This is a genomic window from Klebsiella sp. DY2415, from assembly GCF_026314315.1.
In the GTDB taxonomy this organism is placed as follows: domain Bacteria; phylum Pseudomonadota; class Gammaproteobacteria; order Enterobacterales; family Enterobacteriaceae; genus Klebsiella; species Klebsiella ornithinolytica.
Genome location: NZ_CP111115.1, coordinates 513161 through 527918, shown reverse-complemented (window position 1 = coordinate 527918; position 14758 = coordinate 513161). Strand labels below are relative to the sequence as shown.

Below are 14758 nucleotides of genomic sequence, written 5' to 3'. Positions count from 1 at the left end.
TCAACATCGCGCTATTGCCACCTGCCAATACTGCCTATGCCTCCACGCGCCGGGTTTTCTCTCCCTCCTTCCCTGAACGAAACGCGAATATCCCCGACGATTAAGTATAGTGATAAAAAAACCGACGCTTCAGCGTCGGTTCAGGTAGTTAGCTATTGGTCAATACATGCTGGTACTTACGCAACATATCCACCAGCCGTCGGACCGGTTCCGTCACCTGCGGTGGCGCCTCCCAGACCTGCAGTTTTTCCTGATAAACGTCCAGCTCTTCTAACAAACGAGCAAAATAGCGACGTCGTTTATCATCGCTGCCTGCGGAAATCACATGGTCCGCAGTGCGGCGCAGCTGGCGGTGAAATGCCGACAGATCGTCGTTCACCGGCACAGGCGCATCCCGCAGACGCTGATGGGCAATAATCAGGGTCAGCGCCAGGCGGAAACGGGCGATATCGCCGGGGAACTTATTCAGCAAGAGGAACAGCTGCTGATAAAGCGCCGGCAAATGGTTCTCTTTACGGCGAGAGGTATTGGTCGTCAGGGATGACACCGCGGCCGAAACAAACTGATTCAGCAGCACACGTCCGGTACGCGCTTGTGAATTATCCCGTACCAGCAGAATCACCATCAGCGCCAGAAAACAGCCGACGATCTGGCCCAGCGCGCTATCAAGAAACTGGCTGAACTGAAACTGCATAGGGTTATCCAGTACCAGAATGTTGATGGTACTCGCCAGCGCCCCCAGCGATCCCAGCCGCCGTTTTTGTACCTCAATACCAATAAAGAACGCCATCGCCGCCAGGCTGATACACAGCAGCAGCATACTCTGCTGCGTGGCGGGCATAATCACCAGGAAGAACAGCGCCCCCAGCGGTAAGGCCGCCAGCGTACCGTAGAGAAAATCTATTGCCACCATTCGTGGGTTGGGCAGGCGCATGGCGAGCGACGTCACCACCGCAATCATCACCATCGCCCCGCTACCGGACGTCCAGCCGGTCCACAGCCAGAACAGCGTCCCAAGAATGCAGGAAATGGAGGTGCGCCAGAAGTTGACCATCGCATGATGACGCTCGGCGGACCCTGCCTTTATCACCACCTCACCCTGCAGCACTTCATCTTCAACCCGGCTGATCCTGGTATTGCCGACCACGCCGCGCTTCAACAGCAGATAGCGTGTCGCGGCGCCAACCCAGCTGTAAATAGTGACCGGCGTATTGTGCTCCCCCTTCCAGGTCAGAAAACGGCGCATTCTTTTCAGCTGTCGATGGACGTCCTGTACGGTTTCAACCGGCTCGGCAAACAGCTCGCGGTAATCATTGGTCACGATTTCCGGGCGCGAATTCTGGATCAGGTACGTTTCGCAGGCCTGAGTAATCAGCGTTAAAGAAAGAGTATTAATGGCCTTCAGGCGCTGATTGACCCTGGCCCAGCGCGAGGACTCCATAATCAGGTTGCTGCGCATTCCTTCCAGCGCACTGGTCCGACGCACCAGCGAACCCCATGCTTTATCAACCACTTCGCTGTCGCCATGCGCCACACAAAGTTGCATCAGGCGGTACTGTTCGATCAGCAGGTTATCCAGCTCAAGATCGATCTCTTTCTTAATCGAGCGCGGGGAAAATAACAGGTCCGCCATAATGGCGCTGACAATCCCCACCACAATCTCGCTGCAACGCTCAACGGCAAACTGCGGCGCCAGCATCGGATCGGTATGAATGGTGATAATAATGATCAGCGCGGTATAGCCTGCCAGCCCCCAGGCATAGGAGTTTTCGACGCGAACCAGCGAGGAGATCCAGGTGCAGAAACCCGCCCACAGACAGCACACCAGCATCATCAGCAGCGGCGCGCGAATCATCAGAATGATTATCGCCAGCGCGGCAATACAGCCGATAAACGTCCCGACAATACGCAGCATCCCGCGATAGCGGATCGCGCCAGAATAAGGTTCTCCGCCGGCGGCAAACGCGGGACCCGCGGTGACAATGGCCGCCGTGAGTACCGCCCAGCGCGGCGTTTCCAGTTGAAAATGGAAGCCGACAAAGAGTGCCAGCACCACCGCACACGCTAATTTAATCGCGAAGCGCAGGTGCCGGGGAGAAATGGTGAAGATCCCCATGGCGATTAACCAAACTCACGCAGGCGCATCGCCAGTTTCTGGAAGAAGTTCACCTGGGTTGTATCGCGGTCTTCTTTACCGGTAATCACCACCGTCGCGGTTGTCCCCGCTGGCCACAGATTGCCCTGCTGCTTGTCGAGTCGAATGCGGACCGGCACACGCTGCGCCAGACGAACCCATTCAAGGTTAGAATCCACGGAAGCCATCCCTTTGGCGTCGCTGCTGCTGCTGGCGTTGGTCACCCCGGCGGCGATGCTATCCACCGTACCTTTAATCGAGCGGCTGCTTCCCAGCGGGGTAATTTCCGCACGGTATCCCTGACGTACCCCTTCCAGTTTGGTCTCTTCAAGGTAGGCCACCACGTAAAAGGTGTTTTGCTTAACCAGCGCCACGGCTGTCGAGCCACGGGTAATAAATTCACCGTTGTAAACGTTGAGGTTGGTCACCCAACCATCGGCCGGCGCGCGGACAACCGTGCGTTCAAGATCGAGCTTTGCCAGATCCCGGCTGGCCACGGCTTTCGCCAGCTGATGCTCTACCGTTTGTAAGACGTTATTGGCCTGGTCTATCTCTTCACGAGACATCGCCTGTACGCCCAGCCTGTTACGGCGGCCGGCTTCAACACGTTTTTCCTGCGCCAGAGTCTGGTAATAGGAAACGTCGGCCTGAGCTTCTTCGAGGGCTTTCTGATAACGCGGCTGGTCAATCACAAACAAAACCTGGTCTTTCTTAACCAGCTGGTTATCCTTGATATTTACCTGGGAAATCAGCCCGGATACATCGGGTGCGATAGCCACGATGTCGGCGCTGAATCGCGCGTCGCGCGTCCAGGGAGACGCGGTGTAATAGACCCAGGCGCGAAAAATCGCGACAAATGCCAGGATAACCAGTATCACAGTGATTGCGGTACGGAAGATATTTCTTGTTAGTGTTTTCACATCGACCTCAAACGAACAAACGCGATATCAGATAAAAAAGGCAGCAATATAACGCGGTATTAAACAGTGCAGGGTGCCAGACAAAATCATAGATGCCGGTGGGAACCAGCAGCCGGTGTACCAGCCAGAAAATGGCCAGCGATATTAGCAGCTCAAAGAAGATCGGCGGAAACGATAAGCCGAAAATCACGATGACAGGAAACAGACTCATGATGACCTTGATAAGAAGCGTACAGGTGATATGCGTGAAGCGTTTATTATGTAGCTAACAATATAGTAACGTAACAATTGCAGCATGATCTATATTATGTGATCTAAATCACTTTTAAGTCAGAGTGAACAATGGAACGATTAAAACGCATGTCCGTTTTTGCCAAAGTGGTTGAACTTGGTTCATTTACCGCCACGGCACACCAGCTCCAGATGAGCGTTTCATCCATCAGCCAGACTGTCTCCAGACTGGAAGATGAACTCCAGGTGAAGCTGCTCAACCGCAGCACCCGCAGCCTTGGCTTAACAGAAGCCGGCAAGATCTATTACCAGGGCTGCCGACGAATGCTGTTCGAAGCGCAGGACGTCCATGAGCAACTGTACGCGTTTAACAATACGCCCATCGGTACGCTGCGCGTCGGCTGCTCTTCAACTATGGCACAGAATGTCCTGGCCCACATTACCGCTGGAATGCTGAAAGAGTACCCGGGTTTATCCGTCAACCTGGTTACCGGAATTCCGGCGCCGGACCTGATTGCTGACGGGCTCGATGTGGTGATCCGTGTCGGGGCATTGCAGGATTCCAGTCTCTTCTCCCGCCGGCTTGGCTCGATGCCGATGGTGCTCTGCGCAGCGAAAAGCTACCTGCAGCAGGCGGGGATCCCGGAAAAACCGGCCGATCTCGCCAGCCATTCGTGGCTTGAGTACAGCGTGCGCCCTGATAATGAATTTGAAATTATCGCCCCGGAAGGGATCTCAACCAAACTGATTCCGCAGGGCCGCTTTGTCACCAACGACCCCATGACGCTGGTACGCTGGTTGACCGCAGGCGTCGGCGTGGCTTACGTTCCGCTGATGTGGGCGATCGAAGAGATCAACCGCGGAGAGCTGGAGATCCTGCTGCCAAGCTACCAGTCCGATCCTCGTCCGGTGTATGCGGTGTATACCGAGAAAGACAAGCTACCGCTGAAGGTTCAGGTCTGTATTAATTCACTGACGGAGTATTTCGTCGAGGTGGCAAAAATTTACCAGGGGATGCACGGCCGGGGAATTGCTCGCTAGCGACACGACACACACAGCAACGATGGCCGGTGCAAGGTGCGCCTCCGCAAGATGCGGAAGCGCATTCAGAATACTCAGGCGGTTCCGCCAACGGTAAGATTATCGACTTTCAGCGTCGGTTGACCCACGCCTACCGGCACGCTCTGGCCCTCTTTACCGCACACGCCGACACCGCTATCCAGCTTCAGATCGTTACCGACCATGGAAATCTGCTGCATCGCTTCAATCCCGGAACCAATCAGGGTCGCCCCCTTCACTGCTTTCGTGACCTTCCCTTTTTCGATCAGGTAGGCTTCTGAAGTGGAGAACACAAACTTACCTGAGGTGATATCGACCTGACCGCCGCCAAAGTTCGGGGCATAGATACCGTAATCAACCGATTCAATAATTTCCTGCGGCGTCGATTTACCTGCCAGCATGTAGGTGTTGGTCATCCGCGGCATGGGCAGATGGGCGTATGACTCGCGGCGGCCGTTACCGGTCGGCGCAACGCCCATCAAACGCGCGTTGAGTTTGTCCTGCATATAGCCTTTCAGGATACCGTTCTCAATCAGCACGTTGTATTGGCCCGGCGTCCCTTCGTCATCAACGGCCAACGAGCCGCGGCGATTGGCAATGGTACCATCATCCACCACGGTGCACAGTTCGGAAGCCACCAGTTCACCCATATGGCCGCTGAACACCGAAGTACCGCGACGATTGAAATCGCCTTCCAGACCGTGTCCTACCGCTTCATGCAGCAACACGCCAGGCCAGCCGGCACCCAGCACCACCGGCAGCATGCCCGCCGGGGCGGCAACGGCAGATAAATTCACCAGCGCCATCCGCACCGCTTCTTTCGCCCAGGCATCGGCACGAACTTCACCGTCTTCGGCAGCCAGGAAATAGTCATAGCCAAAACGACCGCCGCCGCCGCTGGAGCCGCGTTCACGTTTACCGTCGTCTTCCACCAATACGCTGACCGACAGACGCACCAGCGGACGAACGTCCGCCGCTAAGGTCCCATCGGTCGCCGCGACCAGAATCAATTCATATACGCCGCTCAGGCTGGCGGACACTTCCTGCACGCGTTTATCAGCGGCGCGAGCCGCTTTATCGACGCGGCGCAGGATATCCAGTTTCTCTTCGCGGCTCATACTTTGCAGCGGATCGATACTGGTATACAGCGCGCTGTATTCTACCGCCCCCAGGGTACGCACTTTGCCGTCGCCGCTGTCGCGCACGATGGTACGCGCCGCCTGCGCGCTCTGTTCCAGCGCCAGCCGGCTGATTTGATCGGCATAAGCAAAACCCGTTTTCTCGCCGCTGACCGCACGAACGCCGACGCCCTGGTCAATGTTATACGAACCATCTTTAATGATGCTGTCTTCCAGAACCCAGGATTCGTGATAGCTCGACTGAAAATAGAGATCACCGTAATCCAGACGGCGCTCGGCCAACTGGCCAAGAATGGCAAAAAGATCCTGATGATTCAGGCCATTTGCTGACAGTAATTGTTCACTTACCAGGTTCAGACTCATCGTTATGCTACTCGTTTGTTGCCGCCGGTCAGGCGGAAATAAAAAACGCTATCCATTGAGAGTGCGGTAATTCCCCGCAATCGTCAAATCATTGCTTTTTGTCGCTGCGCGCCTGGCGCAGAACTTCATTGATCTGCGGCTGATCGATAGGGCCAGTGATGCGATAGCGCAGGATAGATACTTTGTTCCACAGCGGCCCCAGCACTTTACTGGCGGCAAATACCGCGGCGCCGACTATCGGGTTAATCACAAACGCTGTCGCAACACCGACGGTGGCCGAAATTTCCGGGGCCACGACGGCCTGCATATCCAGTCGGCGGCGTACCAGATCGACCGAGCCTTTCATAGCGATATCCGCCTCGAGGCCATCCACCAGCGTATCATCCGTATTCAGCACGCCATCTTTAATCCATGCCGTGCTGTTGATCGAATCAAAATAGAAGCCTTCGCTGAAGGTATCGCTAAAGTCGAAACGCAGCTTCCGCAACAGCGCATCGACGCTCAGCAAACGCAACAGCTGCCCGGCATGACCGGTGCTGATGTCGGTAAATTCGCCTTTCCCGAGATGGCTTTTCAGCACCCCATTGAGCGATGCCACATCCGGCTGCCACGGCGGTGCGCGCCAGTGCAAATCGTAATCGACATCGAACGACGACCCTTTCACCGGCGTTGAAATACCGAAGAAGCTGGCAAAGGCATCCGTTTTATTCCCATGGAGTTTGCCTTTCAGCGACGTCCGCACGCCGCCCGGGGCGTTGACCCATACGCCGTCGGAAGTCAGACGGCCAAAACCGGTATCCACCAGCCCGTTAGCCAGCGTCAGGGTATCGCCTTTAATTGAGAAATCACCGTCGATGCGCCCGTATTTTTGCCCCCATAGCCAGCACTCTGCGCAGCGCAGCTGAAGATCCGGCCAACCGCGAAAATCAAGGCGGTTACTGGCAAGCGGGCTCGACCCGCCGGACGTCTCACCGCTCTTCTGAGCGGCGGCCGGGTTGTAATACAGGTAGCGAATAGCGGCCTGCCAGGGAGCATTTTGCCGCATTGTCAAAGAGGCGTTAATTTCGCGCCCCTGGGCTTCAACCTTCGAGCCACCGGCATCCGGTTGGCTCACCAGGCTCACGTTGTTCCAGCTTTGGCCAGCAAATGTCAGCGACGGCGTACGCAACGTTATACGTTCCGGGAAGAGAACATTGCTGCTGACCTCATTGACTGCGCCGCCCTGGAAAAGCGCCAGCCACTCCGCGCCATCCATCGGCGGCATATTCAGCTCAACGCCGGCCTGATCCGGCAGTGGAGAAATGGCTTTGCTATCAGAGGTTAAAATCGCCCGATCCAGCGTCAGCTTACGACTCAGCAACCAGCGGCTGTTGAAATGATTTTTCGCACCAATCGCGCCGGTCAGCTCGAAGCTGTTTAACCCGCCAGCAACATTAATTTTCACCGGCAGCGGCTCACCCGCTTTTTTATCGACCGGAGAAGGTAAGTCGCTGCTTACGTTTTTCAGATCGCCGTTGATATCAACCTTATAGCTCGCATTCCCATGGTACGGCAGCTCAATGGCCACCTTACCGTCCCACGGCACGCTACCGCTCACGGCATCATTGACCGCTTTTGGCAGCAGACCGGTATGCGACGGCTGCCAGCTGGCGTTCATTCCAACGTTGACCAGGAAGGCCTTAGCTCCCTCGGTGGTGGAAAAATCGAGATTCAGCGGCTGATTAAACCAGCTGGCTTTCAGGGTCTCGCTTTTCAGATCGCCATTTGTAAAGCTGAACTTACCGGTCAGATCCTTCAGCGTCGTATCAATCGGTTTGATAAACAGGCTGTTATTCACCAGATTGACATCGCCTTTGGCGGTGGTCAGCTCGCCATCCAGCGGAATATCAAGATGTAAGCGAGCGCTCACATTCCCATCCAGCTGGAGCTCATCCAGTGCCGAACCCAGCGTCTCTTTCAGCGGCGTCTCTTTAAAATAGGGGCCGACATCTTTCCCCGGACCGTTGATATCGGCATCAATAAGCAGTTTTTCCCGCGAATAATCAGGGATAACCGCATCAAGGTTGCTGGCGGTGACGTTACCCAGCATGACCTTATCAGCCTTCATCCACAAACCGTTATTGATAAAGTCGAGGTTGATATCCAGCCCGGTTAATGCCGGCCAGTCCGGTTGAAAGGCAAAAGTGGCGTTGGTTAATGGCACAGAAACCTGGAACTGGCCTTCGTTATGCAGATAGGGGAACAGGTGCGGATTACCGCCGTAAACCAGGGTCGCGTTGGTTGACTGCCCGCCTTTTATCGCGCCGCTGAGATAATCCACCAGCTCTTTGCCCATCAGGTTTTCCGGGAAATAGCGCCATGCCTGACCGCCGTCATTGGTGCTGATCCCCGCCAGAATTCCCAGCCACGGCTCATCATCCTGCGGCTGTAAATAGCGGAATCCTCCTCGCGCACGTACACCGGTCGCCTGCACGTCAATGTTGCGTCCGTCGAGCATAAATCCTTTGTCATTCTTCACCCAGCTAAGGGTGGCATCGCCTTTGGCGATTTCCAGCGGGGCGCGGAAGACCGTGGCATAAGGCATTTTAGCCTCGCTCATACTGGCGTGCAGCGAGCCGTTTTCCACGCTTCCGGCAACGCTACCGGAGAAATGCTCGGCCCCTGGCAGCAGCTTCCACTGCTTCCAGGAGAGGTCGCTCCAGCTTGCCTGAAAACGGGACTTCTCCGCCGCCTGCAGCGGGATATCCAGCGCCAGCAGATCAATTTTGCCGGCAGGTTGCGTGGTGCGCCAGACCTCGCCCAGCTCAGGAGCCAGCTTATCGGCGATCGGTTGCAGCCCGGTCAGGCCAGTGAGATCGAGATTACTGGCGCGGACACGCAGCTCATCGCTGCGCGCGTGGTTATCGCCGCCAACATCCTGGGCCGGGATCCACGCCATCGCCAGCGCGCCGCGCGGCCAGGCTTTGCCATCGATCGAGATACGGGTATCCGGGATGTCGAAGCCCCAGCCCTGCTTCTCGCGGAAGATATGGGCCGTCAGATTATCCACCGTCAATCGATGAGGCTGACCGTCCCCCTGCCAGCTGGCGCCGCCCTTCTTCAACCAGACGTCGCCGCTGGCGATATCGCCTTTGTCGATGGTCATCCAGCCTTCGAGGCTAAAGCGCGCATTTTGCAATGCAATATTGTCCTGCATCCAGCGCCCCAGCCACGGCTTCACGTCAATATCGTCCGCCTGCAGCCATACGCGCCCTTTATTCAGCAGGCCATTTTCATCACGCAGATCCATGCGTACCTGCATCACCCCATGCTGGCCGTTCAGACTGGAGAGACTCAGTTGCCCTTCTGCACGATGGCGGTTATTGGTGTTCAGCCAGGTGAGCTGCGGAACAGCTAATTCCGCGCGTTGCCCGGAAATGGTCACGAAACTCAAATGGCTATCGCGAAGAATAAAGTGGTCGAACTGGCGCAGGAAAAGATCGCCGATATGGTCGGTTTTCAGGCTATCGCCGCCATCATTGGTCTGGATGGGCGAATTGGTATGGATTTTCAACTGCCAGAAGGTGAGGTCGCGGAACTGCCAGCGCATGTGCAGCAGACTTTGCCAGACATCCAGCGCCAGAGTGACCCGTTTAACAGAGAGCTGACCGCCGTCTTTCAGACCCGCGGAGACATCGCGCACGTCAAGCGTCGGACCAAAATTTTCCCAGCGGGCCGTGAGCTGTGAAGCATTGACCGGCGAGCCTGAAATCGCAGAGATTTTCTCCAGCAGCTGCGGGCGCCATGCGTCCAGCTGCGGCAGAACGAGACGCAGGCCGCTCACCAGCAGTGCGACGACAACTGTCAATGTTGCCGCGGTGAGCAATAATATCCCGGGCAGTCGCCTCACGCCTCTCTCCTTGTCAGACTTTTACACGTCATCTGTCTCTTTGCCTCCGCGTCGGCGGCGTTGACTTCCGGGATAAGGCGTCGTTTAGCCATGCTCCCGGGCGCCAGAACAGAGGCAAACCAGATGATTACATCATAACGACATCGAACTGCTCTTGATTATAGAGCGGTTCAATTTGTACTTTGACCTGTTTGCCGACAAAGATTTCGACTTCCGCCAGCGCGTGCGACTCTTCCCCTTTCAGGGTTTCCGCAACCGCAGGAGAAGCATAGACCAGGAAACGATCGGAATCGTAGGCATGATGCACACGTACAATCTCACGCATGATTTCATAGCACACCGTTTCCACCGATTTCACCGTACCGCGTCCGTGGCAGGTAGGGCAATCCTTACACAGCACGTGCTCAACGCTTTCACGAGTCCGCTTACGGGTCATTTCTACCAGACCAAGCTGGGAGAAGCCGTTAATACTGGTTTTGACCCGGTCTTTACTCAACGCCTGTTCCAGTGAATGCAACACCCGGCGGCGGTGATCTTCATTATTCATATCAATGAAATCAATAATGATAATCCCCCCCAGATTGCGCAGACGCAGCTGGCGGGCAATCGCCTGAGTCGCCTCAATATTGGTATTAAAAATGGTATCGTCGAGATTGCGATGACCGACAAATGCCCCGGTATTGATATCCACGGTGGTCATCGCTTCGGTTTGATCGATAACCAGATAGCCGCCGGATTTCAGCTCCACCTTACGCTCCAGCGCGCGCTGAATTTCGTTCTCCACGTCAAAGAGATCGAAAATCGGCTGACGGCCGCTGTAATGCTCCAGCTTGCTGGTCATTTCCGGCATATATTCGGCGGTAAACTCCACCAGCGATTCATACGTCAGGCGGGAGTCGACGCGAATACGGTCCAGATGCTCATCGGCAAAATCGCGCAGCACGCGCTGAGCCAGCGCCAGTTCACCGTACAGCTGATAACGGGTCTGCTGCCGTTTTTTGCGCTCCATGACCTTAGTCCATACGCGCTTGAGGTAAGCCGCATCGGCGGCTAACTCCTGTTCATGCACCCCTTCCGCGGCGGTACGGATGATAAAACCGCCCTGCTCATCGCAGTACTCGGCCACCACCTTCTTTAACCGCTCGCGTTCAGCTTCACTCTCGATACGCTGTGACACGCCGACGTGAGAAGCTCCCGGCATAAAGACCAGATAGCGGGAAGGCAGCGTAATGTCCGTCGTCAGGCGGGCGCCTTTCGTGCCGAGCGGATCTTTCACCACCTGAACCATCAGGTCCTGGCCCTGACGAACCAGTTCGGAAATATCGCGCACCGTAAACTGCTTTTGTTCTTCCCCGGCGACGCATTCGGTATGCGGCATAATATCTGACGCATGCAGAAATGCGGCCTTGTCCAGGCCAATATCTACAAAAGCCGCCTGCATCCCCGGCAGTACACGACTGACACGACCTTTGTAGATATTGCCTACGATTCCGCGCCGCGCTTCACGCTCAATATGAATTTCCTGAAGAATACCGCCATCAATGTACGCAACGCGCGTCTCCGATGGCGTTACGTTAACTAATAATTCTGCCGTCATCTTTATCCCTTTTCTTCACGCAGTGAGTTAAAGTTACTCAGCAACTCATACGTTTCTACCAGCGGTAAGCCGACCACGGCGTGATAGCTGCCATTAATCTTCCTGACGAAACAGCCACCCAACCCTTGAATACCGTATGCACCTGCTTTGTCCAGAGGTTCTCCGCTGGCCACATAGCTGGCAATATCCTGTTCTGAAAGCAGGCGGAAGGTGACTTCCGTCACCACCAGGCAATCCAGCGTCAGCTGCTTATCCGCCAGCGCCACGGCCGTCATGACCTGATGCGTCTTACCGGAGAGCATGCGCAGCATCTCGGCGGCGTGAGCGGCATCGCGCGGTTTTTCCAGCACTTCGCCGTTCAGGATAACAATGGTATCCGCCCCCAGCACCGGCAGATCGCGCGACGCCAGTGCGACCCCCGCCTGCGCTTTTTCACGCGCCAGACGCGCAACATAGTGCCCGGCGCTCTCCTGCGGCAAGCGTCGTTCTTCAATACCGGGAACCAGACGTTCAAAAGATAGCCCCAGCTGCGTCAGCAGTTCCTGCCGACGCGGAGAGCCTGAAGCGAGATACAGAGTCGTCATATCAACCTTATTGCACCGCAAATTGCTGACGGACTTTCCGCATCAGCAGGAATAACCATGGCCAGAGCACGCCGTTTACTACACTACTCCAGAACACTTCCGGACGGAAAGAGACGTTGATCACTAAAAACTCTGCCCAGAAAACAACGATATCCACAGCAAGGGATAGCATCATCACCACCAGCGCCTGCTGCCAGAGCGCCAGGTTGCGAAACAGCTGATATTTCAGCGCCACCAGATAAGCGATGATACTTAACGATAGCGCGCGAACGCCCAGTGTCGACCCACTGATAAGATCGAGGATAGCCCCCATGACGAAACCGGTGCCTACGTTCACCCGATGCGGTAAGGCGAGGATCCAGTAAAGCAGGATCAGGAACACCCAGTTTGGCCGGAAGACGGTCAAATCCGCCGGCCAGGGCATGACCTGCAGCAATAGTGCGATAAGAAACGAGAGCCAGATAACCCAGCGTCCCTGGCTTCGATAACTTGCCACTATTGTCCCCCTGCAGGCAGAGGTTGCGAAGGCGGCGTTATGCCGGTTGCCGGCGCAGGCATTTGCGGCCCCATGGCATCCGGTGCCGGCAGAACCTGCGGCATCATCTGCATCAGACGCTCATTGGCGACGCGGTGCACCTCTTCCGGCGTCATCGGGTTGGCCCCGTTACGATCGGCTCCCCACAGCAGCAGGAGATAGCGCAGACGCTGCAGACCCGCCGTTGGGCGCGCCTGAATGACCGTATACGCACGCTGCGTGTCGAGCTTCACCGAGGAGACCACGCCAACCGGATAGCCCTCAGGGAAGCGGCCACCGAGACCGGAGGTCACCAGCACATCGCCGACGCGAATATCGGTGTTCGCCGGCAGGTGCTCCAGCTGCAAATCGTCAGTGCATCCGTTACCCGCCGCAATCACGCGAATATCATTGCGCAGAACCTGAATCGGCAACGCATGCGTCGCGTCGCAGATGAGCAGCACGCGGCTGGTTAACTTCGCCACCGCGACGACCTGACCCACAACGCCTTTGTCGCTGATCACCGGCTGGCCTTCGTAAACGCCGTTAACGCTGCCCTTATCGATGACAACCTGATCGCTATAAGGATCGTTAACCGTAGAGATGACCTGAGTCACCATTTTTTGCTCATCCTGGCGCAGCGGCGAGCCCAGCAGCTCGCGCAGACGCGCGTTCTCCTGTTTGTACTGACCCAGCATCAGCAAATCGCTGTTCTTCAGCAGCAGTTCCTGACGCAGCGCGCGGTTTTCCAGTTCGAGCTGATCGCGGGTTGCCAGCGTTTGCGATACGCTATCCAGCAATTCCCGGGGACCATTTGAGATAAAGTAGAAAGGGCTGACGGCAGTGTCCATGTACGTTCTAATCTGACTGAACGTACCCAGGCGGCTGTCGGCGATAATCACGCCAAGCGCCACCAAAACCGCCAGGATAAGGCGAATCTGTAGCGACGGGCCACGGCTAAAAATTGGCTTCATAGGCTATGCGTATTCTCGTGTCAGTTAAGACCAAGGGTAGCTTTTGAGGCTACCCTGGACCTTCGGCTGACTACTCTTCGCTGAACAAGTCGCCGCCGTGCATGTCGATCATTTCCAGCGCTTTACCGCCGCCACGTGCGACGCAAGTCAGTGGATCTTCTGCAACTACGACAGGAATACCTGTCTCTTCCATCAACAGACGGTCGAGGTTGCGCAGCAGGGCGCCACCGCCAGTCAGAACCATACCACGCTCGGAGATATCGGAAGCCAGCTCCGGCGGACACTGTTCCAGCGCGACCATGACCGCGCTGACGATACCGGTCAGCGGTTCCTGCAGCGCTTCGAGAATTTCGTTCGAGTTCAGGGTAAAGCCGCGCGGCACGCCTTCTGCCAGGTTACGGCCGCGAACTTCGATTTCACGCACTTCATCGCCCGGATACGCCGAACCGATTTCATGCTTGATACGTTCAGCCGTCGCTTCACCGATCAGAGATCCGTAGTTACGACGCACATAATTAATCACGGCTTCATCGAAACGGTCACCACCGATACGAACGGAAGAGGAGTAAACCACGCCGTTCAGGGAGATAACCGCCACTTCCGTGGTACCGCCACCAATATCCACCACCATAGAACCGGTCGCTTCAGAAACCGGTAAGCCCGCGCCAATCGCAGCCGCCATCGGCTCTTCAATCAGGAAGACTTCACGAGCGCCAGCGCCCTGAGCAGATTCACGAATCGCACGACGCTCAACCTGGGTTGCACCGACCGGTACGCACACCAGAACACGCGGGCTTGGACGCATGAAGCTATTGCTATGCACCTGTTTGATAAAGTGTTGGAGCATTTTTTCGGTGACGAAGAAGTCGGCGATAACGCCGTCTTTCATCGGGCGAATCGCCGCGATGTTGCCCGGTGTACGCCCGAGCATCTGCTTCGCTTCATGACCAACTGCAGCGACGCTTTTCGGCGAGCCGGCACGATCCTGACGAATGGCCACAACGGAAGGCTCATTCAATACGATGCCTTGTCCTTTTACATAAATCAGGGTATTCGCAGTACCCAGGTCAATGGACAGGTCATTGGAAAACATGCCACGAAATTTTTTTAACATACTAAGGGATAATCCTGAAAGCTGGGGCGGAAAACAAAATCCGCTTACTTTACCAACCACACGCAGCAGCGACAAGGCGCAAAAATCATCTGCTACGGTGAAAATTAGTGCAGCGCATTTCCTTCGTTACAAATTTACCGGGTCCATTCAGTGGCGAAATCATCAACAGCGCTCCGCGCCTGAATCTGTAACCCGTCAAAGGTCATTTACTGGCATTTACATTGCGATAATCCGGCAGGT

Annotated in this window: 11 protein-coding genes; 1 reads left to right on the top strand and 10 read right to left on the bottom strand. The window is 55.9% G+C overall.

The window, feature by feature from the left end:
• Positions 1-148: 148 nt before the first annotated feature.
• The 3 genes from aaeB to aaeX are packed head-to-tail and all read right to left on the bottom strand — an operon-like array spanning position 149 to position 3265.
• Positions 149-2116, bottom strand: coding sequence for a p-hydroxybenzoic acid efflux pump subunit AaeB (gene aaeB, locus OQV00_RS02505; RefSeq protein WP_032718296.1), 1968 nt, complete (start codon positions 2114-2116; stop codon positions 149-151).
• Between the two features lie 5 nt (positions 2117-2121).
• Positions 2122-3054 carry a p-hydroxybenzoic acid efflux pump subunit AaeA gene (aaeA, locus tag OQV00_RS02500; RefSeq protein WP_004868258.1) on the bottom strand — a complete coding sequence of 311 codons (933 nt, stop codon included), beginning with the start codon at positions 3052-3054 and terminating at the stop codon, positions 2122-2124.
• 7 nt (positions 3055-3061) lie between these two features.
• Positions 3062-3265 carry a p-hydroxybenzoic acid efflux pump operon protein AaeX gene (gene aaeX, locus OQV00_RS02495; protein ID WP_004868260.1) on the bottom strand — a complete coding sequence of 68 codons (204 nt, stop codon included), beginning with the start codon at positions 3263-3265 and terminating at the stop codon, positions 3062-3064.
• A gap of 131 nt (positions 3266-3396) precedes the next feature.
• Between aaeX and aaeR the strand changes: the two genes are divergently transcribed.
• Positions 3397-4326, top strand: a complete 930-nt coding sequence (gene aaeR / locus OQV00_RS02490; RefSeq protein WP_004868263.1) for an HTH-type transcriptional activator AaeR — start codon at positions 3397-3399, stop codon at positions 4324-4326.
• Between the two features lie 74 nt (positions 4327-4400).
• On the opposite strand, the gene tldD is transcribed toward aaeR, so the two are convergent.
• The 7 genes from tldD to mreB form a co-directional block, all read right to left on the bottom strand.
• Complete coding sequence (tldD, locus tag OQV00_RS02485) at positions 4401-5846, bottom strand: metalloprotease TldD (RefSeq protein ID WP_032690544.1); 1446 nt, start codon at positions 5844-5846, stop codon at positions 4401-4403.
• Positions 5847-5934: 88 nt separating this feature from the next.
• A complete protein-coding gene (yhdP, locus tag OQV00_RS02480) occupies positions 5935-9735 on the bottom strand; it encodes an AsmA2 domain-containing protein YhdP (protein WP_015585639.1) in 3801 nt (1266 codons plus the stop codon).
• A 127-nt stretch (positions 9736-9862) separates the two neighbouring features.
• On the bottom strand, positions 9863-11332 hold the full coding sequence (gene rng, locus OQV00_RS02475; protein ID WP_004868271.1) for a ribonuclease G: 1470 nt from the start codon (positions 11330-11332) through the stop codon (positions 9863-9865).
• Positions 11333-11334: 2 nt separating this feature from the next.
• Entirely contained in the window at positions 11335-11916 is a 582-nt protein-coding gene (locus OQV00_RS02470; RefSeq protein WP_004868273.1) for a Maf family protein, read from the bottom strand.
• 7 nt (positions 11917-11923) lie between these two features.
• Positions 11924-12412, bottom strand: a complete 489-nt coding sequence (mreD, locus tag OQV00_RS02465; RefSeq protein ID WP_004868276.1) for a rod shape-determining protein MreD — start codon at positions 12410-12412, stop codon at positions 11924-11926.
• Entirely contained in the window at positions 12412-13404 is a 993-nt protein-coding gene (gene mreC / locus OQV00_RS02460; protein ID WP_004868280.1) for a rod shape-determining protein MreC, read from the bottom strand. Before mreC ends, mreD begins: the two co-directional genes overlap by 1 nt.
• Before the next feature lie 70 nt (positions 13405-13474).
• Positions 13475-14518 carry a rod shape-determining protein MreB gene (gene mreB, locus OQV00_RS02455; protein WP_002918653.1) on the bottom strand — a complete coding sequence of 348 codons (1044 nt, stop codon included), beginning with the start codon at positions 14516-14518 and terminating at the stop codon, positions 13475-13477.
• Between the last annotated feature and the right edge of the window lie 240 nt (positions 14519-14758).